This is a genomic window from Propionibacterium sp. (genome assembly GCF_047719395.1).
Lineage (GTDB): Bacteria > Actinomycetota > Actinomycetes > Propionibacteriales > Propionibacteriaceae > Propionibacterium.
Window position 1 is genome coordinate 1 of sequence record NZ_JBDNTB010000050.1, and the last position, 18,942, is coordinate 18,942.

The 18,942-nt window shown below is 64.9% G+C and carries 16 protein-coding genes, 4 tRNA genes and 2 pseudogenes; 16 read left to right on the forward strand and 6 right to left on the reverse strand.

Going from position 1 to position 18,942, the window contains the following annotated elements; genetic code table 11:
• From ABF648_RS09290 to ABF648_RS09300, 3 genes and pseudogenes are all read right to left on the reverse strand, one after another.
• A pseudogene (locus tag ABF648_RS09290) lies at nucleotides 1-1,083 on the reverse strand (peptidase M13); the annotation flags it as partial.
• 78 nt (nucleotides 1,084-1,161) lie between these two features.
• Nucleotides 1,162-2,262 carry a 2-oxoacid:ferredoxin oxidoreductase subunit beta gene (locus ABF648_RS09295; RefSeq protein ID WP_415632008.1) on the reverse strand — a complete coding sequence of 367 codons (1,101 nt, stop codon included), beginning with the start codon at nucleotides 2,260-2,262 and terminating at the stop codon, nucleotides 1,162-1,164.
• On the reverse strand, nucleotides 2,259-4,202 hold the full coding sequence (locus tag ABF648_RS09300; protein WP_415632009.1) for a 2-oxoacid:acceptor oxidoreductase subunit alpha: 1,944 nt from the start codon (nucleotides 4,200-4,202) through the stop codon (nucleotides 2,259-2,261). Before ABF648_RS09300 ends, ABF648_RS09295 begins: the two co-directional genes overlap by 4 nt.
• A 182-nt stretch (nucleotides 4,203-4,384) precedes the next feature.
• On the opposite strand from ABF648_RS09300, the gene mptB reads away from it, so the two are divergent.
• A complete protein-coding gene (gene mptB, locus ABF648_RS09305; protein WP_415632010.1) occupies nucleotides 4,385-6,022 on the forward strand; it encodes a polyprenol phosphomannose-dependent alpha 1,6 mannosyltransferase MptB in 1,638 nt (545 codons plus the stop codon).
• Here the strand turns inward: mptB and ABF648_RS09310 are convergent.
• The gene (locus ABF648_RS09310; RefSeq protein WP_415632026.1) at nucleotides 6,010-6,978 is read right to left on the reverse strand and encodes an exodeoxyribonuclease III; all 969 of its coding nucleotides are present in this window, start codon (nucleotides 6,976-6,978) and stop codon (nucleotides 6,010-6,012) included. The two genes, mptB and ABF648_RS09310, sit on opposite strands and share 13 nt — an antisense overlap.
• Before the next feature lie 64 nt (nucleotides 6,979-7,042).
• Here ABF648_RS09310 and ABF648_RS09315 point away from each other — a divergent pair, with 64 nt between their 5' ends.
• The 5 genes from ABF648_RS09315 to ahpF all read left to right on the forward strand — a co-directional run bounded on the left by ABF648_RS09315 (nucleotide 7,043) and on the right by ahpF (nucleotide 10,831).
• Nucleotides 7,043-7,522 carry a hypothetical protein gene (locus tag ABF648_RS09315; RefSeq protein WP_415632011.1) on the forward strand — a complete coding sequence of 160 codons (480 nt, stop codon included), beginning with the start codon at nucleotides 7,043-7,045 and terminating at the stop codon, nucleotides 7,520-7,522.
• A 4-nt stretch (nucleotides 7,523-7,526) separates the two neighbouring features.
• Nucleotides 7,527-7,979 (forward strand): hypothetical protein, encoded by a 453-nt coding sequence (locus tag ABF648_RS09320; RefSeq protein WP_415632012.1) that lies wholly within the window; start codon nucleotides 7,527-7,529, stop codon nucleotides 7,977-7,979.
• A 74-nt stretch (nucleotides 7,980-8,053) separates the two neighbouring features.
• Nucleotides 8,054-8,135 (forward strand) — tRNA-Tyr (locus tag ABF648_RS09325).
• Nucleotides 8,136-8,352: 217 nt separating this feature from the next.
• Nucleotides 8,353-8,916, forward strand: coding sequence for an alkyl hydroperoxide reductase subunit C (gene ahpC, locus ABF648_RS09330; RefSeq protein WP_415632013.1), 564 nt, complete (start codon nucleotides 8,353-8,355; stop codon nucleotides 8,914-8,916).
• 301 nt (nucleotides 8,917-9,217) lie between these two features.
• Complete coding sequence (ahpF, locus tag ABF648_RS09335; RefSeq protein WP_415632014.1) at nucleotides 9,218-10,831, forward strand: alkyl hydroperoxide reductase subunit F; 1,614 nt, start codon at nucleotides 9,218-9,220, stop codon at nucleotides 10,829-10,831.
• On the opposite strand, the gene ABF648_RS09340 is transcribed toward ahpF, so the two are convergent.
• A complete protein-coding gene (locus ABF648_RS09340; RefSeq protein WP_415632015.1) occupies nucleotides 10,786-11,511 on the reverse strand; it encodes a DeoD-type purine-nucleoside phosphorylase in 726 nt (241 codons plus the stop codon). The genes ahpF and ABF648_RS09340 overlap by 46 nt on opposite strands.
• Nucleotides 11,512-11,676: 165 nt before the next feature.
• Between ABF648_RS09340 and ABF648_RS09345 the strand changes: the two genes are divergently transcribed.
• The 7 genes from ABF648_RS09345 (at nucleotide 11,677) to ABF648_RS09375 (ending at nucleotide 15,723) form a co-directional block, all read left to right on the forward strand.
• A tRNA-Thr gene (locus tag ABF648_RS09345) sits at nucleotides 11,677-11,749 on the forward strand.
• Between the two features lie 90 nt (nucleotides 11,750-11,839).
• A tRNA-Met gene (locus ABF648_RS09350) sits at nucleotides 11,840-11,912 on the forward strand.
• Nucleotides 11,913-11,999: 87 nt separating this feature from the next.
• Nucleotides 12,000-12,170: a 50S ribosomal protein L33 gene (gene rpmG / locus ABF648_RS09355; protein ID WP_415632016.1), complete on the forward strand. Its 171-nt coding sequence runs from the start codon at nucleotides 12,000-12,002 to the stop codon at nucleotides 12,168-12,170.
• Nucleotides 12,171-12,453: 283 nt separating this feature from the next.
• Nucleotides 12,454-12,888 (forward strand): MaoC family dehydratase N-terminal domain-containing protein, encoded by a 435-nt coding sequence (locus tag ABF648_RS09360; RefSeq protein WP_415632017.1) that lies wholly within the window; start codon nucleotides 12,454-12,456, stop codon nucleotides 12,886-12,888.
• Nucleotides 12,885-13,352 carry a MaoC/PaaZ C-terminal domain-containing protein gene (locus tag ABF648_RS09365; protein ID WP_415632018.1) on the forward strand — a complete coding sequence of 156 codons (468 nt, stop codon included), beginning with the start codon at nucleotides 12,885-12,887 and terminating at the stop codon, nucleotides 13,350-13,352. Before ABF648_RS09360 ends, ABF648_RS09365 begins: the two co-directional genes overlap by 4 nt.
• Nucleotides 13,349-14,512, forward strand: a complete 1,164-nt coding sequence (locus ABF648_RS09370) for a UDP-N-acetylmuramate dehydrogenase (protein WP_415632019.1) — start codon at nucleotides 13,349-13,351, stop codon at nucleotides 14,510-14,512. The genes ABF648_RS09365 and ABF648_RS09370 overlap by 4 nt, the downstream gene beginning before the upstream one ends.
• A 167-nt stretch (nucleotides 14,513-14,679) precedes the next feature.
• Nucleotides 14,680-15,723 (forward strand): LCP family protein, encoded by a 1,044-nt coding sequence (locus tag ABF648_RS09375; protein ID WP_415632020.1) that lies wholly within the window; start codon nucleotides 14,680-14,682, stop codon nucleotides 15,721-15,723.
• 28 nt (nucleotides 15,724-15,751) lie between these two features.
• On the opposite strand, the gene ABF648_RS09380 is transcribed toward ABF648_RS09375, so the two are convergent.
• Nucleotides 15,752-17,122, reverse strand: coding sequence for a sugar transferase (locus tag ABF648_RS09380; protein ID WP_415632021.1), 1,371 nt, complete (start codon nucleotides 17,120-17,122; stop codon nucleotides 15,752-15,754).
• Between the two features lie 704 nt (nucleotides 17,123-17,826).
• Between ABF648_RS09380 and ABF648_RS09385 the strand changes: the two genes are divergently transcribed.
• From ABF648_RS09385 to ABF648_RS09395, 3 genes and pseudogenes are all read left to right on the forward strand, one after another.
• Nucleotides 17,827-17,899 (forward strand) — tRNA-Trp (locus ABF648_RS09385).
• A 161-nt stretch (nucleotides 17,900-18,060) separates the two neighbouring features.
• On the forward strand, nucleotides 18,061-18,489 hold the full coding sequence (gene secE, locus ABF648_RS09390; RefSeq protein WP_415632022.1) for a preprotein translocase subunit SecE: 429 nt from the start codon (nucleotides 18,061-18,063) through the stop codon (nucleotides 18,487-18,489).
• Nucleotides 18,490-18,508: 19 nt separating this feature from the next.
• Nucleotides 18,509-18,942 (forward strand): annotated as a pseudogene (locus ABF648_RS09395) (hypothetical protein); the annotation flags it as partial.

Consider the following 18,942-nt stretch of genomic DNA (forward strand, 5'->3'; position numbering starts at 1 on the left):
GTCCCCCGCGCCGGTCTGGGGGGGGGGGGGGAGGGGCGCGGCTATGTAGAGCTTGCCCTGGGCTCCGCCTAGACCCCGGGCGGGTAGGTCGCCCCCGCGCTTCCAGCGCGGGCGCTGCTCGGGCACCCCGCGCAGCGTCCTGGCGTAGAAGTCGAAGTTCGCTGTGCTCAGCGCCTCACTGAGATAGGGCGCCAGGGAGTTGATGATCTGCCAGCGCGCCCAGGACCGCCAGGCATCCAGCCGGTCGGTGGTCACCAGCGGCGCAGCATCGGTGAAGAAGGTGCGCTGGCAGTTGATCACCTCTGCCACCGCCTCGTGCGGCAGCTCGGCACCGGTCAGGAAGGACTCCCACTCCAGACTCGGGGTGGCGTCGGTGAACTCCTGCCAGCTCTGCAGGTGGTACATCTCGACCATGTCGCGGGTGCGCACCTTGTCCCAGTGGCAGGAGGCAATGTCCTTCTCCAGCTCATAGGCGGCCTGCGCCTGCGTCGTGGCATCGGGCAGCCCGGCGAGCTCGAAGCAGCGGGTGATGTGCGCCAGGTACTGCTCGCGGGTCTTCACGTACTCGGGCAACCGGTAGTACTCCTCGTCCGGCAGGCCGATGCCGGACTGGCTGACGAACATCAGATAGCGCTGCGGATTGCCCGGGTCGGAGTCGTTGTCGAAATCCCCCAGGGCGTCGATGCCGTGCCGCACACTCCAGCCCCAGAAAGCTGCCAGATCGGCCACGGACTCGATGGCGTCCACTTTCGCGAACAGCGGGGTCAGCGGCTCGACGCCGCGCTGCTCGACGGTCTGCTCGTCCATGAAGGAGACATACAGGTCTGCAACCTTGGCTGCCTCCGAACCCGCTTCTGGTGCGCCGGAGCGCAGCGACTCGATGATCTCGTGAACCGCCTGTTCGGAGTTCTCGCGAAGCTTGTCGAAGGCACCCCAGGAACCCTTGTCGGCCGGGATCGTGGCGGTCTTCAGCCAGGAGCCGTTGACATGTCGGAAGAGGTCCTCGGTGGGCGGGACCGTGCGATCGAAGTCCTCGTAGTGGAAGGCGGGGCAAGAGGTGCTCGCGGAGGTTGTTGTACTCACCGGGCCGAGAGTACTGCGACCAGCGAAGGCCGATCAGGTTTCGCGTTCTGAAATTGACCAGCGAAGCCCTTGGGCGGTCTACTGCTTGCGAGCTCCGGCCTTCGTCCCGTAGACCACCTGCCAGGTGTCCGGACCGACCAGCAGCTTCTCGAGCGAGGAGTCAGTCTCCTTCTCCAGATGCTCGCCCTGCTGGGCCAGCCTCATCTGCGCCCGCACCTGATCGTCATAGGCCGGACGATCGACGTCGCGGAAGATCCCGATCGGCGCACGGCGCATCAGGCCCTGGTCGGTGAGCCGGCTCAGCGCGAAGGCCCGGCTCGGGTCGGTGCAATGCGGATCATGAACCAGCACTGCCTGCTCGCCGACCTTGGCCACCTCAGCCACCTTGACACCGCCGTCGGGTGCGGCCACCACGCCGAGATGTCCCTCGGCGCCGAAGCGGATCGGCTCGCCCTCTTCGAGGCGGATGACCGATTCGGTGGATTCCGGCTCGCGCAGCAGTTCGAAGGCGCCGTCATTGAAGACCGAGCAGTTCTGGTAGATCTCCACCAGGCTGGCCCCGCGGTGCTTGGTTGCTGCGGCGATGGTCTCCTCCATGTGCGGCTTGTCGGAGTCCAGGGTGCGGGCCACGAAGGTGGCCTCCGCGCCCAGCGCCAGGCTCACCGGGTTCACCGGCCTGTCCACCGAACCCATCGGGGACGACTTGGTGACCTGGCCCACCTCGGAGGTGGGGGAGTACTGCCCCTTCGTCAGCCCGTAGATGCGGTTGTTGAACAGCAGCACCGTGATATTCACATTGCGGCGCAGTGCATGAATCAGGTGATTGGCGCCGATCGACAGTGCATCGCCGTCGCCGGTCATGACGAAAACCGCCAGGTCTGGCCTGGTCATCGCCAATCCTGTGGCCAGCGTGAGCGCGCGGCCGTGGATGGAGTGGATGCCGTAGGTGTCCATGTAATAGGGCAGCCGTGAGGAGCAGCCGATTCCCGAGACGACTACGGTGTTCTCCCGGCGGATACCGAGCCGGGGCAGCACGGCCTGGAGGGCCGACAGGATGATGTAGTCACCGCAGCCGGGGCACCAGCGCACTTCCTGGTCGGAGATGAAGTCCTTGCGATTGAGCGGCTCCAGCGCCAGCGGAACGCCCGCCAGGCCGTCAACAGCCGATGTGGTGGTCACAACCGGTCCTTTCCAGCAGTCGTCAAAGGCTTGTCATCCGCCGGGCGGGTGCTCTCCGGCTCGTCGTTCTCGAGCTCATCGATGACACCCGCCAGATAGGCGGTCAGCTCGTCCATGGCCAACGGCAGCCCTCGCACCCGGTGGTAACTCTGGGCATCCACCAGATAGCGACCGCGAATCAGCTGGCAGAACTGGCCCATGTTCACCTCGGGCACCACGACGGTGCGATAGCGGTGCAGCACCTCGCCCAAATTGGCGGGCAGCGGGTTGAGATTGCGCACCTGGGCGTGTGCGATGATCCGGCCCTGCTCGCGCAACCGGCGCACCGACGCGGTGATGGGTCCCCACGTGGAGCCCCAGCCGATCACCAGCACATCGGCATCGCCGGTGGGGTCATCCACCTGCACATCGGGCACCGGGATACCGGCGATGCGGTTGGCACGGGTCTCCACCATCAGCTCGTGATTGTCGGGGTCGTAGCTCACCGAACCCGCCTCGACGGACTTCTCGAGGCCGCCGAGCCGGTGCTCCGTGCCTGGCGTGCCGGGGATGGCCCAGTCCCTGACCAGGGTCAATGAGTCGCGCCGGTAGGGCAGGAAGGTGGGCCTGCCCTTGTCGTCGGTGCCATTGGGCGCCGTGGCGAAATTCGGCTCGATGGGGTCGATGGTGGCCAGATCGGGGATCAGCCAGGGCTCGGCGCCGTTGGCCAGGAAGGCATCGCTGAGCATCACCACGGGCGTGCGGTACTCCACGGCCATCCGGCAGGCCTGCACGGCCACGTCGAAGCAGTCCGAGGGGGAGGAGGCGGCAACCACCGGCAGCGGTGACTCGCCATTGCGTCCGTACAGGGCCTGCAGCAGCTCACCCTGCTCGGTCTTGGTGGGCATACCGGTGGACGGCCCGGAGCGCTGCACATCGACGATGACCAGCGGGAGCTCGGTCATCACGGCGAGATTGATCATCTCCTGTTTCAGCGCGAAGCCGGGACCCGACGTGGTGGTCACGCCCAGCGCCCCGCCGAAGCTCGCGCCCAGCGCGGCGCCGACTCCGGCGATCTCGTCCTCCGCCTGGAAGGTGACGACGCCGTGCGACTTGCGCCGGGACAGTTCGTGCAACAGATCCGAGGCGGGGGTGATCGGGTAGGAACCCACGAACAGGGTGAGGCCGGCGCGATGGGCGCCGGTCATCAGGCCGTAGGCGGTGGCCAGATTTCCGGTGATGCGGCGGTAACGTCCGGCGGGCATCGGAGCCGGTGGCACCTCGTAGCGCACCGCGAACAACTCGGTGGTCTCGCCGTAGTGCTCGCCGGCCTTCAATGCGGCGATATTGGCGTCACGCAGCGCGGCGTTCTTCGCGAACTTGTGGCCGAGCCATTCCACTGTGTCGTCGATGGAGCGTCCGTACAGCCAGCAGACCAGCCCCAGCGCGAACATGTTGCGTGTCTTGGTGACGTCCTTGCGGCCCAGGCCGAAGTCCGCCGCCGCCGCAGCGGAGAGCTTGGTGATGTCCAGGCTGACGAGCTGGTGCTCGGTGAGGGAGTCATCGGTGAGCGGATTGCTGGTCAGCCCCAGCTTCTTCAGCGCCCGGCCCGTGAACTCGTGCTCGTCGGCGATGATCAAGCCGCCCGGCACCAGCCCGGTGAGATTGGCCAGCAGTGCCGCCGGGCCCATCGCGACCAGCACATCAGCCTTGTCACCGGGGGTGACGATGTCGCGGGCGGCGAAGTGCACCTGGAAGCTGCTGACCCCTGCCAGTGTGCCCTGGGGTGCTCGGATCTCAGCCGGGAAGCTGGGAAGTGTGGCGATGTCGTTGCCGAACTCCGCCGATTCGGTGCTGAACCTGTCTCCGGTCAATTGCATTCCGTCGCCGGAATCCCCGGCGAAACGTATGACGACCTTGTCCAGCTTGCGCCTGTCCGATTCTTGCGGACGACCACTCAATGCTGCTCCTAGACAGTGGATGAGGTAGACAGCGCAGATCTCCCCGACGCTTACCGGGGCTCCGCTCCAGGCGGTTCACCCAGGTGGTCAGCATTCGTGCGCAGCTGCCAGACATGACTTGCCCCACAAGGCTAGCTGCCAGTTGACAAAGAGCAACCCTTCCCGGCAGATACGCTGTCGGCATGATGTCCGGAGTGTCCGCTGTGCGAACCTGGGCCACTGCCCGAGCTGCGGACCTCGCCCAGGTGTTCCGCGTGCCCGCGGTCCGGCGGGGCCTCTACGGCACCCTGCTCATCGCCCTGGGCACGCTCACCCCGGCCTATCTGCCGCGCAGCACGCCCTGGTGGACACTGCTCGCCTCGCTGCGACTGGAGGGCGCACCGGCGAAGATCGGCGGCACCATCGTCACGATGATTGGCCTGCTGCTGCTCACCGATGCCTGGTTCCGGCTGCGCCCGGGCCAGGTCCTCAAGGACAAGGCCGGCGCACCGCAGGCTTACCAGGATCTCAAGCACTGGGCGGTGCTCGCGGTGTGGAGTCTGCCCTTCCTGCTCGCCCCACCGATCTTCAGCGGGGACGCCTACTCCTACGCCGCGCAGGGATGGCTGGTGCACAACGGCATCAACCCCTATTACTACGGCCCGGGTGTGCTGCCCGGTGCCTTCGCCGATCAGGTTTCCTGGGTCTGGCGGAACACGCCCAGCCCCTATGGCCCGCTGTCCATGCAGATCTCGAATCTGCTGCTGCACGTGTGCGGCTTCGACCCCTACTGGTCGGCCGTGGCGCAACGCATCCCGGCGCTGGTCGGGGTGGTGCTCATCGCCGCCTTCCTGCCCAGGCTGGCGGTGCGGCTGGGCATCGACCCGGCCTTCACCGCCTGGTTCGGCACCCTCAACCCGCTGCTCATCATCGACTTCGTCGGCGGCGCCCACAACGACTCGCTGATGATGGGACTGGTGGTCCTGGCGCTGTGGGTGGCGACCACACCGGTGCCCGGCGGGCCTGCCACCCGAGGTGGCCCGTGGCGGGCCGGCGGCTGGTGGTGGGTGCCGGCAGCGGCCGTCGTGGGTGTGGCAGCCACCATCAAGCAACCAGCTCTGCTGGCGGCCTACGTGGTGCCGATGCTGTGCCGCCGGTGGTCAACCCTGAAACCGCGGGAGACTCTCATCACGGTCACCCGTGTGCTGGTCAGCTTCGTCTTCGCGGTGGGCGTGTTCGCCCTGATCAGCATCGCCACCGGGCTCGGCTTCGGCTGGTACAACGCGGTGAGCGTGCCGGGCTCGGTGGGCTCACCCGCACCTGCCACGATGCTCGGTTCGCTGTTGCAGCTGATCCTCCAGCTTTTCGGCACGAACCCGGCCCCCGGCACCGGAATCGCCTTCATGCACACCGTCTTCCTCATCGCCGGTGCCATCGTGCTCGCCCTTGGAGCCGTTACCATCGCCCGGCGCCGGCCGGCGTCCTTCATCTCATGGGGATATCTCGTGGTCGCCCTGGCCAGCCCCGCACTGCACAGCTGGTACATGCTCTGGGGCGGGCTCACCCTGCCTCTGGCACGCCCGACCTCACGTCAGATCAGCATCGCCATCTGGGTGAACATCGCACTGCTGGGCTATGACGCCATCGACATGGCATGGCGTTCCGACGGCATCGCCATCGCGATCGCCGCCGTCGCCGCGTCGCTGTTCATGACCTATCATCACCAGGCCACCATCAAGGTGCCCCCGCACCAGCTCGGCTCGGCGGCGCACCTGGAGCTGTGCACCACTGGGGGGCCCAGCATCCCTAGTTGGACGACTACGGGTTTTCAGAGTCCGTAGTCCACGACTACGGGTGCATGATCGCTGATCCGCTCTGCGGCATCGGCGTCGCGGTCGGTGAAGGCATTCGTGGCCGAATGCGCAAGCACCGGGCTGGCCAGCTGGTAGTCGATCCGCCAGCCGGTGTCCCGCGCGAAGGCCTGGCCCATCCAGCTCCACCATGAATAGGGCCCGTCCACGTCCGGATTCCGGGTGCGCACCACGTCGACCAGCATGCGGGGGCCGATCTGGGTGTCCAGCCAGGCACGTTCCTCGGGCAGGAAACCCGATGCTGTACGCGCTGCACGCCAGTTCTTCACATCGTGCTCGGTGTGCGCGATGTTGAAATCGCCGACCACGACGAATTGGCGTCCCCGTGCCAGGGCTGCTCGCCGGGTACGCCGGAGCTGCTTGGCAAAACCGGCCAGGAAGCTCATCTTCCGGTCGTAGCGCAATTGCACCTTCGCGATCTGCTCAGGCGTCAGCGGATCGCGGTTGCGCCCACCAGGGGACAACGGTGAATCGCCTTTGGGCAGATAGAGGCAGGCCAGCGTCACCGGGGCCTCTGCCAGGTCCACCTCGATATAGCGGCCCTCGTCCACGAAACCATGCAGCTCGCGCGCCAGGCTCAATTCCCTTGGCACCACAGATGTTGCAGGTGTGACCGGTGCAGTCAGAGGGATCTCCTCGGGCGGCAGGAAGTCTCCGGCGGGAGAGATCGAGACGAACACGCCACCCCAGGTGCGCACAGCCTTCGGGGCGATGCGGGTGAGCACCGCCACACCATTGCGCCCGGCACGATTTCCTGAGCAGTAGCTCGCGAAGTAGCCGCCGAAGGACTCGGTGGGCAGCGCATCGACGGGGCAGCGGACCTCTTGCAGGGCCACCACGTCCGGCGCGCAACGCTCGAGCCAAGGGCGAAAGCCACGTCGGGTGGCGGCGCGAATGCCGTTGACATTGAAGGTGGCGAGCCGCAGCATGCGACCACCCTAGCGGTGGGGCTGTTGGGCCAACTCCAGTTCGCACTGCCACACTGGGGGCATGGATCGCTCGCTTCAGGAGGAGGGCACGGCTGCACGGGGCGGTGGTTTTCCCGGTCGTGTGCTGGCCGGAGAAGGTGGCTTCCCCCGTCGATCGGGAGTGGCAGTGGCGTGTGCGCTGCTCGGCCTGGTGGCCCTCGTCGTGGTGTTCGTCGTGCTGTTCGCTGTCTCGCCGGGTTCGCTCGTTGCCCTGGTGGGTGCACTGATCGCCATGGTCAGCGGCGTGTGCGGTGTCCTCTCGCTGTTCCGGGACTGGGGGCGGGCACGCCTGGGTGCCGCGCTGGTCCTGTTCGCGGACATCGTGTTGTGCTTGATGGTGGACGTGATGGTCTTCCGCACAGAGCTGCCAGCATCCTTGGCTGCGGTCTGTCTCGTGGTTGTCGTGGTGGCATGTGTTGCCGGCGCGGTGCTCATCCTGTCCGCACCCCGCAGGGGAAAGTCGAGCACCCCGCGGGCCGTGGAGCCGAAATGGTCGCACTGATCCCATGAGCTCACGGCCCGAGGTGTTCAAGGTCGACGGTCCGGTGCGGCGCACCTGGGCCTCGGTGGCGGCTGTCATCGCGGCATGGCTGACAGTGCTGGTGCCGATCATCGGCCAGCCGATCCTGAAGGCAGTGCTGAAGAATTCCAGCGACGAAATGGACGCATGGCTGGTCAGGTTGATTCTGGTCTGCGTGATCACCGGAGTGGCCGCCACAGTGCTTGCCGTCATCGCCGTGGTGCGTGACCGTGGAACCTCGCGGGCGGGCTCGCTGCTCCTGTTGCTGGCAGCCGCAGTGCAGGCTGTCTTCGCCGTGATCGGCACGACCAGCACAGTCCTGGAGGAGTCCAGCGCGACGGTCTTCGGGTGGACCTGGGCGGGTCTGAGCCTGGTGATCGTCGCGCTGGCCTCGGTCTTCATTCTCATCGGGCCACGCCCGGTGACCGTGCGGCGCTGATGAGCCTCGCAGCCCGGGGATGCCCGGCTGGTTTCGCCCGTAGCAGCGCTGCCTGCTAGAGTTTCTCGTCGCACGGCAGGTTGCCCGAGTGGCCAATGGGAGCGGTCTGTAAAACCGTCGGCGATGCCTTCGAAGGTTCGAATCCTTCACCTGCCACGTCCTGGATCACGGTCCAGTGACCCAAGGGGCTCCACATCGGATGGATGTGGAGCCCCTTGTCATTTCCTGATGTTGCGTCCCGGCCGGATGTGCAGGGTCTGGCACCGACACTGCGCGGTGCGTCCATCTTCTGAGATATCTCTCCCAGAGGAATATTTCAGGTTGCTTTCAGGCTGAGGAGCACGTCAAATTCGATTACAGGAGGTACCAAACCGTGTCGCTCGTGGGCACTAAGATTCTTCCCTTCACCTCGACCGCCTTCCACCAGGGCGAGTTCGTCGACGTCACTGAGGCCGACATCGAGGGCAAGTGGGCCGTCTTCTTCTTCTATCCTGCTGACTTCTCCTTCGTCTGCCCGACCGAACTCGGGGATCTCGCCGACAACTACGACGAGTTCACCAAGCTCGGCGTCGAGATCTACTCCGTCTCCACCGACACGCACTTCGTGCATGCCGCCTGGCATCGCGAGTCCGATCAGGTCGGCAAGGTGAACTACTTCATGCTCGGCGATCCGGCCGCCCAGCTGTCGAACAACTTCCAGACCCTTCGGGAGGGCGACGGAGTGGCCGACCGCGGTACCTTCCTGGTCGATCCCGACGGCGTCATCCAGCTGCTCGAGATCAGCGCCGACGGCGTGGGCCGTGACGCCAAGGAACTGCTCCGCAAGGTGCGTGCCGCGCAGTATGTCCGCAAGCACCCCGACCAGGTCTGCCCCGCGCACTGGGACGACACCGGCGAGACGCTGGCTCCAGGGCTCGATCTCGTGGGCAAGATCTGATCTGTGCTCATCGGGGTCCGGTGCGGGTCACAACCCGGCCCGCACCGGCACCTCACTGGGGTCCGTACGAATCTCAGCGGACCAGTCATTGCACCCGGGAGGCATTGCGCCGTCGCGACCTTCGCCGATGTTCTTCGGCGCAGTCCCCGCTCAGTGTCCCCGTCCACTCCCCACATCAAGAGTTTCCCCTCAATAACCTCGGGGCCGGGTCCGGAAAGGGCCAGCTCCACTGCAACAATTTGATCGCTGTGACGCCACGGTCTTGGCGGCGTCCTACCCTCGGCAATCCCGGAAGGATGTCATGTCTGTTCTCGAACCCTCACTCATCGAACAACTCAACTCACTGATGGGCCGGTTGACCCGTCCGGTTGAATTCGTGGTGAGCCTCGACGAGCGCGAACAGTCTTCGAAGATGGCTGGCCTGCTCGACGAGGTTGCTGCCCTCAGCGACAAGATCTCGGTGCGCCGTGACGACTCCGCGCACTCCCGCAAACCCGCATTCTCAGTCACATCCCCCGGCACCGACATCTCGATCACCTTCGCAGCCCTGCCGCTGGGTCATGAGTTCACGTCCTTCGTGCTGGCGCTGCTCCAGGTCGGTGGCAACCCGGTCAAACTCGACGAGCGGGTCGCCGATGCGGCCAAGAACTTCGACCGCCCCTTGCACTTCGTCACCTACATCTCACTGAGCTGCCAGAACTGCCCCACAGTCGTGCAGACGCTCAATGCCATGGCGGTCCTCAACCCGCAGATCTCCACCGAGGTCGTGGACGGCTCGCTGTTCCGCGAGGAGGTCGAGGCCAAGAAGGTGCTCGCCACCCCCACGGTTTACCTCAACGACGAGCTCTTCGGCCAGGGCCGGATGGAGCCCACCAAGATCGTCGGCCTGATCGACGAAACCGCCGGTGCCTCGCTCACCGAGGGCCTGGCAGGGAAAGATCCCTACGAGGTCCTGGTCGTCGGTCAGGGTCCCGCGGGTGTCGCAGCGGCCGTCTACCTGGCGCGCAAGGGTATTCGCACCGGGTTGATGGGCGATCGTTTCGGCGGCCAGGTGAATGACACTGTCGCCATCGAGAACTACATCTCGGTTGACTACACCGAGGGCCCCAAGCTCGCCTCCGACCTGCGTGCGCAGGCCGTGAAGTACGGAATCGACATCATCGACGGCGTCCGCGCCGAGAGCCTGGTCCCCGGCAAGCAGCTGCAGGTCACGGTAGGTCCCGAGACCGCGTTGAAGGCTGACACCGTTGTGCTGGCCACCGGTGCCCGCTGGCGTTCGATGAACGTTCCGGGTGAGGCCGAGTACCGCAACAAGGGCGTCACCTACTGCCCGCACTGCGACGGCCCGCTGTTCAAGGGCAAGGATGTCGCCGTCATCGGCGGTGGGAATTCCGGCGCCGAGGCGGCCCTCGATCTGGCCGGCGTGGTGCGCCATGTCACCGTGATGGAGTTCATGCCCGAGTGCAAGGCCGACGAGATCCTGCTCGCCCAGCTGGAGGCCGCCGACAATGTGGACATCATCACGAATGCCCAGGTCACCGAGGTGATCGGTGACGGTTCCCAGGTCACTGCGGTGCACTACAAGGATCGCGACTCCGGCGAAATGCGGGATGTCACGGTGAGCGGCATCTTCGTCCAGATCGGCCTGCTGCCCAACACCGAATGGCTCAAGGACACTGTCGATCTGGACAAGCGCGGCCAGATCATCGTGGACGTCAAGGGTGCCACCAATGTGCCCAGCGTCTTCGCCGCCGGTGACTGCACCAATGGGCCCTACAAGCAGATCGTCATCGCCGCAGGTAGTGGGGCAGTGGCCGGGCTGGCCGCCTGGGAAGACCTCATCGTCAATGCCGCGCCGCGCAAGCTGCCTCAGGCCACGAGCGCCGAAATCGCCACCGACAAGGCCGTGGCGTAGCCGGTCTCCCTCTGAGAGGGATTCATCGGCAGTGCCTGCTGGTCGCGCAGGTGATCGCTCACCGTGCACACGGAGAGCGCCTGCCTGCCGGCCTGCAGCGCCGCCGCATACAGCCCGGCAGCCTCCATCTCGACCGCCAGGGTGCCGATCCTCTCGAGCGCCGTCGTGATGTCGGGACGATCCAGGTAGAAGAAGTCCGAGCTGTACAGGGCTCCAATGTGCACCTTCGGCGCCTCGTTACCGGTCAGCTCCCGTGCCTTCTGCGCGGCCGCGCAGAGCATGACCGGATCGGCGGACAGTGAGCAGCTGACATCAGGTACCAGCAACTGCGCAATCCTCGAATCGGTGTGCGCGGCGGCACCGACCACCACATCGCGGATCGCCACGTTCGTGCTGATCCCACCTGCTGTGCCCACCCGGCAGATGCGCTGGACGCCGTACTCGGCGAAGAGTTCATGAGCGTATATCGACAGCGAAGGAATGCCCATCCCTGAGGGCACCACACTCATCGCGGTGCCCTGGTGGCTTCCCGTCCAAATGCCATTGCCGCGCACCTGTGAGACGCAATGGGCGTCGGGCAGCAACTGGTTGGCGATCCGCTCGGCCCGCCGCGGATCACCGGGCATGATGACGAGTGGTGCGATCTCGTTGGATTCGGCGCTGATGTGCGGCGTGGGCATGACATCCTTTCGGTGGCTTGACTGCCTCCCCAAGCTAGCGCCCCGGAGGCACTGCTGCGCGCCTCCCGAGCCGGTAAAGTCCCTTGTCCGAGGCCAGCCGCCCAGCTGCTGGCGGTGCCGAGTTGAGATGTGCCGCCAGCATCCGGTAGTGTTCCTCGTCGGCTGGCCCCTATAGCTCAGTCGGTAGAGCGTCTCCATGGTAAGGAGAAGGTCTGCGGTTCGATTCCGCATGGGGGCTCTGTTGCACTCGCACCATTGATCCGGTGACAATCACCGGATTCTGGTATTCGAAGGGCAACTTCACCGGGGATTCCTGCGGATCTCCAGAGGCGGGATAGCTCAGGAGGTAGAGCAAGCGGCTCATAATCGCTGTGTCGCGGGTTCGAGTCCCGCTCCCGCTACCCGAGTCGGGGTGTTGCCGCCCAGACCTACAGTTGAACAGACGTCCGTGCTCCACAGAGCAACGGCAAGACATCTAAGGATTGATCATGGCCAAGAGGGCTGGGGACGTTCGCCCCAAGATCACGCTTGCCTGCACCGAGTGCAAGGAGCGCAACTACATCACCAAGAAGAACCGCCGCAACACCCCGGATCGTCTCGAGATCGTGAAGTTCTGCCCCAGATGCGGCAAGCACACCGCGCACCGCGAGACCCGTTGAGGGTGCGCGATTTTGGGTGAGACCCGTTGAGGGCCAGCTCTCCGCAAGACTTCAGGCACAAACACCGCCGGCATTGCCGGCGGTGTTTGTGCTTCCTGCGGCACAGGTCGGCTGTGGAAGAACATTCTCGGCTGTTTGCGGGCACCTGCATCACGCATGCCGCTCACAGGTCGGGCCTGCTCGTATGTCGGTTGCCCGAGCCGTGGCTGCCGGTTGTGTGGCGAATTGCTGTGCAGCGGGCGGGGTGTTCGGCCAGCGTCCAGCTGGCCGGTAGCGTGGGGCCGTGCCAATTGGTCCCGAACACGAAGGGCGGGTCTACCCGCCAACCCGGCCGTATCGCGTCAGCCGCGCCAAGATCGCTGAATTCGCCGCTGCGCTGGGCGACACCAATCCCGCCTATCAGGGTGATTCTGAGCCACCGGAGGCTCCACCCACCTTTGCCGCGGTGATTGCGGCGCAAGCGTGGGGTGCGCTGTTCGACGATCCCGATCTGGGACTGGCCCTGCAGCGCGTGGTGCACGCGGAGCAGCGTTTCGATGTGGTTCGCCCGATGCGGGAGGACGATGACGTGGTGGCCACGCTGGGTATCACCAGGGTCCGGAACCGCGGAACGACCGACATGGTGACCATCGCAGTGAAGCTGGACGATCCCGCCGGTGAGCCCTATGGCACAGCCACCTCGATGCTCATCCACAATCATCCGGAGGGGCAGGAATGAGCGCATTCGATCCTGATTCGGTGCGGACCGGGGACGAGCTGCCCGCACTGACGCTGACCATCACGCGTGCCGGGCTGGTGCGCTATGCGGGCGCGTCCACCGACTTCAACCCCATCCACTGGAATGACCGATTCGCCAGGGCGATCGGCCTGCCCGGCGTCGTCGCACACGGCATGTGGACGATGGGGGCCGCGCTGCGCATCGTCACCGACTGGTGCGAGGAACCCTCCAGGCTGGCCGACTACTCGGTGCGCTTCGTGCGCCCCGTCCCGGTACCCGACGATGATCAGGGCGCCAAGGTGGAGGTGCAGGCTTGCGTGACGGCCGTAAAGGACGGCCTGGCGACCATCGCCCTGGACGTTCGTCTCGCCGGGGAGAAGCCGGTCAAGGTGCTCGGCATGGCGAAAGCGCATGTGAGGCTCGCGAGCCGAATCGATGGGCACGGCGGGCTGGAGAGCCGATGAGCGCAACTCCGCACGAGACCAGCAACTCCGTCGACGGCATGGAGACTGATGTGAGCGCAGCGGGCGCCTGCGACGTCCGGCACGACACTGCGGCATTGCCCGGTGGCGACACCGCCGACTCGCCGCTGCTCAGCGAGCACACCAGTTTCCACATCGGCGGCCCTGCCAAGAACTATGTGGTTGCTCGTACCGAGGCCGAGTTGATCGATGCGGTCTGTCAGGCCGATGCCGGCGGCGAACCCTTGCTGGTGCTCTCGGGCGGTACGAACATGCTGGTGGGCGATGACGGATTCCCCGGAACCGTCGTGCGGGTGGCCAGCAGAGGCCTGGACGCCGATGTCTCCGGATGCGGCGGGGCAGTCGTCACGGTGCAGGCAGGCGAGGACTGGGATGCCCTCGTGGCGCACTGCGTCGAACAGGAGTGGTCCGGCGCTGAGACCTTGGCCGGCATCCCGGGGCTGGTCGGCGCCACCCCCGTGCAGAATGTCGGAGCCTACGGATCCGATGTCGGGCAGTTCGTCTACCGGGTACGCACCTGGGACCGCCGGGAAAAGGGATATCGCACCTTCGCCAATGCCGATTGCGCATTCGGCTATCGCGATTCGGTCTTCAAGCACGAACGGATGGCCGGGTCTCCGACAGGGCGATTCGTCGTTCTTGAAGTGACCTTCCAATTCCTGCTCGGAAACCTCTCGCAGCCCATCGCCTATGCAGAACTCGCACGCCGGCTCGGGGTCTCGGCCGGGGACCGGGCGCCGGCGAGCACGGTCCGGGAGGAGGTGCTGTCACTGCGCAGGGGAAAAGGCATGGTCGTCGATCCGGACGACCATGACACCTGGTCGGCGGGCTCTTTCTTCATGAATCCGCTGGTGGATGCGGCGACGGCCGCCCGGCTGCCTGCCGAGGCACCGCGTTTTCCCCAGCCGGATGGGCGCATCAAGACCTCTGCAGCCTGGCTGATCGATCATGCCGGCTTCCACAAAGGCTATGGGAGTGGTGAGGCACGCCTCTCGGACAAGCACACGCTGGCGCTGACCAACCGCGGATCCGCGCATGCCGACGACATCTTGGCACTGGCCCGAGAGATCCGCACGGGTGTGGGCCAGAGATTCGGCATCGAGCTGTCGCCCGAGCCGAATCTCATCGCCTGCAGCCTGTGAAATCGCACGGTTGACGACTACCAGCGGGCTCGGGTGGCATTGTGAACACTCGAATGGTGATGCCGGACGGACCGGACCACTACATCGCCGGGGAGCGGGACATGCCGGAACACCGGTTCCGGCGCCGGGCCCGTGCGTCTAGCTTGAGGGCATGAGGAGTATCAGCGGTGACAAAGCGTGAGCAGCCGAGACGGTCTTCAGATGAGGGCGCCGGGCCGGAGCCGGGGCTTCCGGAGGATTCGCCGAGAAAGCATCGTGGTGCCCGCAGGGTCCTGCTGATCGTGGCCGCCGTGGTCCTGGCCTTCGTGCTGGCAGCCTGCGCTGCAGCGGCCTTCTACCTGTTCAATGTGAATTCTGCGCTGAACAAGGTGCACCATGACAAGCTGCTGCCCTCCAGCAGTGCACCCGCAGCGACCAGCGATGCCGACCATCAGCCGATCACCTTCGTCATCATGGGGTCGGATTCCCGGACGGCCTCTGCCGGTGATGGGCGAAGCGATGTACTCATGGTGGCCTACCTCACCGGAGACCGGAAGCACATGTATCTGATCTCCTTCCCCAGGGATATGTGGGTCACCATTCCCGGCCATGGCGAAGCCAAGATCAACGCCGCCTATGCATGGGGTGGCCCGCAGCTCACCGTCCAGACCATCGAATCACTCACGAATGTGAAGATGGATCACGCCGTGGTGATCGATTTCGAGGGATTCATCGACCTGACAAATACCCTGGGTGGCGTGACGGTTGACAATGCCCATGCCGGAAGCTGGATGGGTTATACCTTCCCGCAGGGGGAGATAACGGTCCAGGGCGAGCAGGCGCTGGCATATGTTCGCGAGCGATATGACTTGCCGAATGGCGACCTCGATAGAGCTCAGCGGCAGCGCGAGGTCATTACCGCGATCATGGGCAAAGTGGCCTCCAAGGAGACTCTCACCGATCCCAAGAAATTCGCCGATGTGGTCAACCAGTTCGGTGGATACATGACAGTCGACAGCTCGTTGAATTCCGGAGAATTGTGGAAGATCGCGACGTCGCTGAAATTCACCGGAAGCGATGGTGTCAGGCAGCTCCAGGCGCCGCTGTCAGGTTTTGGCACCAGCCCCGACGGGCAGTCGATGGATGTTGTGGACGCCACGGGGCTCGCCGAATTGAGCAAGGCGATGGCCACCGATCAGGTTGATGCCTACTGGCAGACTCACCAGCGCTGAGCAAGGGCGAAGACTCGCCCAGGACAGGTCAGTAGGCCCCGTTCTTGCGGAGCACGGCCATGAAGGTGCGGGCCAGAATGGCCATGTCCTGGGCGAAGGTCCAGTTGTCCACGTAGTAGAGATCCAGCCGCACGGTGTCCTCCCAGGACAGGTCGGAACGTCCGGAGACCTGCCACAGGCCCGTGAGGCCGGGTGTGACGGCGAGCCTGCGCGTCACGTGGTTCTCGTACTTGCTCACTTCCTTCTCCAGAGCAGGACGAGGACCCACCAGGCTCATCTCCCCCTTGAGCACATTGAACAGCTGAGGCAATTCGTCGATCGAATACCGCCGGATCAGGCGCCCGACGCGGGTGATCCGAGGATCGGCCCTCATCTTGAACAGGACACCGTCTGATTGGTTCTTGTCTGCCAGATCGACCAGCATCGAGTCGGCATCGGTGACCATGGACCGGAATTTCAGGCACCAGAAGGTCTTCCGGTGGTAGCCGACCCGGGCCTGCCGGAAGATGATCGGGCCCCCGTCGTCGAGCTTGATGGCGATCGCGGTGAGCAGCAGTACGGGCAGGGCTGCCAGCAGCAGGAGAGTGGCTCCGACCACGTCGAAGGCCCGCTTGAGCCAGGCGCGTGCTTCACGGGTGGTGGGCTTTTCGATGAAGACCAGGGGCACACCGGCGAGCATCCTGGCTGTCATCCGCTGCGCAGAGATGTCGGTGAGCGCCGGGACCACGACGAGCTGGGCGCTCTCGTCCTCCAGATCGCGTGCCAGCAGACTGAACTGAGCGGCGCGATCGAAGGAGCCCTCGGTGAAGATGACCAGGGACGCTCCGCTCGCGCGCACCGCATCCAAGCAGTCCGAGGGAGCACCCAGCACGGGAATGTGCTTCAGACTGGGCTCGCTTATGCCGTCGTTCGGGAGCAGCCCCACGACGTCGAAGCCGAGCCAGGTTTCGCGGTCAACCACTTGGTGCAGATCCAGGATGTGGCGTTCGTCGCCAGCGATCAGGACTCCGGTGTGCATATGACCTCGGCGGCGCATCGATCGGATCGCCGTTCTCATGACCCACCGTGATGCGATGAGGGCAGGAGTGCCGACCAAGAAGAACATCAGGAAGAATCCTCGGGACAACGGATATCCGAAAAGGTATGCGGAAATGCCGACTGCCGCGGAGGTGAGCAGCGATGCCTCGAAAACCCGACGGAAATCCCGCATGCCCGAATCCAGCTGCTGGGGGTGATATGCGCCGTACATCCACAGGGCGCCGAGCCACAAGGCCAAGATCAAGGTGCTGAGCGGGGCAACAGTGGAGGCCACTTGAGAATCGGGTGCGAAGAGTGGAATGGAAACTCTGGCCTGTATTGCCAGTACCATGGACAGTGCGAGCACAAAAAGATCCGCCAAGGGGAGCAGAACGGCGATTCTGTGAGACTCATTGACAACACCAGCGGAGGATGAGAAATTTCCGCCTGATTCCTTTGAGGCGGTGCTGGTGAGGCCGGCAGATATGTCGCCGGCCATCGGAATCTGGTGCGGAAGACTTTCTGTGCGAACAGGATCGATCGGGAGGGCAGGATCACCCGTGATGGGTCGTGCCACTTCACTTTTCACTGGGACCAATGAGCCATCAAGGTCAGCCTTCTCTGGATTGGGAGTACTCGGTAACGACACTCTCACTTGAGAAGTGTCGCAAGCTCATCGTGTTTTGCCAATGGGTATGCGTTAACCTCTCGGCCTCGTTCGCTGACTGTGGATAACGTTGGAAAATGTCCCAGAACATGCCTTCGTGAATCCCGTAGTGAAAGGCCCGAAAAATCGACGGGAGCGAAATGGTAAATTGATATGACATAAGAATTGCTCAACAAATTCTCATGTGAAAGCGCAGGTTCTGCGCCGGCGGATGAATTCGATGCCAGGTCCTGGTGCCATGTCCGACACCGTGCACCGGACGAGTTGACCGGGGAAGGGTCCTGCCGGCACGGTGGAATGGCTGGCCGTCAGCACGTCAGGATGCTTCGCCGGTTCGCGCCTGATCCGGCGAACCGCTACACTTTCACACTTGGTGGCATCTTCATCCGGTTCCGGTCGGGCAGGGGGGTGCCCACTGAAGGGCACTAGCTCAATTGGCAGAGCAGCGGTCTCCAAAACCGCAGGTTGGGGGTTCAAGTCCCTCGTGCCCTGCAAGATGGGCGGTCTACGGACCGTACATCGCCGAGGGCGCCTGGCCCCGGGCATCAGCCGGCAGGCATGCCGGACTGACCCGGTTCCGGGGTGCGGGCAAGCTCCCGGCACCAAGAGGTTCAGGTTCTCGCCTGGCGGGTGAGTTCGACGAGGGGCAGTACGTGACAGACCAGTCAGGACGTGCGGACAAGCACGCATCGCGGTCGTCGCATGCCCGGAAGCGGTCGCGAGGCGCGCATGACGATGCCACGGCCGAACTCGCCGCGGCTGACGATCTGCCAGATGACGGGGATGTCGAACCCGTGCCCGGCGGAAACGCCGAACCCATTCACCGCAGGCACACCACGGGCCCTGTGCGCCGGACCGCACCGCGGCCTCACAAGAGCGCCGAAGCAGAGGTTTCCCAGCGCGCCAATCCCGCGCAGTTCGCGAAGCAATCGGTAGCCGAGTTGAAGAAGGTCAAGTGGCCGACGGGTGACCAGCTCGGCCAGTCCTTCGTCGTCGTGCTGGTCTTCGTCGTGGTGATCATGGCCATCGTTGCCGGACTCGACTTCGGCTTCGGCAAGCTGCTCCTGAAGCTGTTGGGCTGAAGGGCAAGAGGAGAAACACGTGACACAGACTCCCCACGACGATTCCAGGACGCCTGGCACCGCCAACGATCCCGAGCCCGGCAACGAGTTCGATCCGGGTGCCGAGCAGACGCCGGAACAGTCCGACGAGATCGAGATCGACCTCGGGCCCGCCGAGGAGACACCCGAAGAGGATTCGGGCATCAACCTCGATTTCGCCGATTTCTCCGAGCCTGATGCCGGTGAGAGCGGTGTCGAGATCGATCTCGGCGTACTCGGCGACACGGAGGAGGGGCCGAGCGACGACACCGCCGAGGACACCCCCACCGACACCGACGAGGAGCTTGCCAAAGCCCTGGAGGAGCTTCACGCCGACCGAGTGGGGATTGCCGGCGGTTTGGTTGGTGGTCGCCCCCACCACCGGGGTGCGTCGCGCGACCCGCCGCCACACCGCCCCACCGGGGCCGCGCTGAG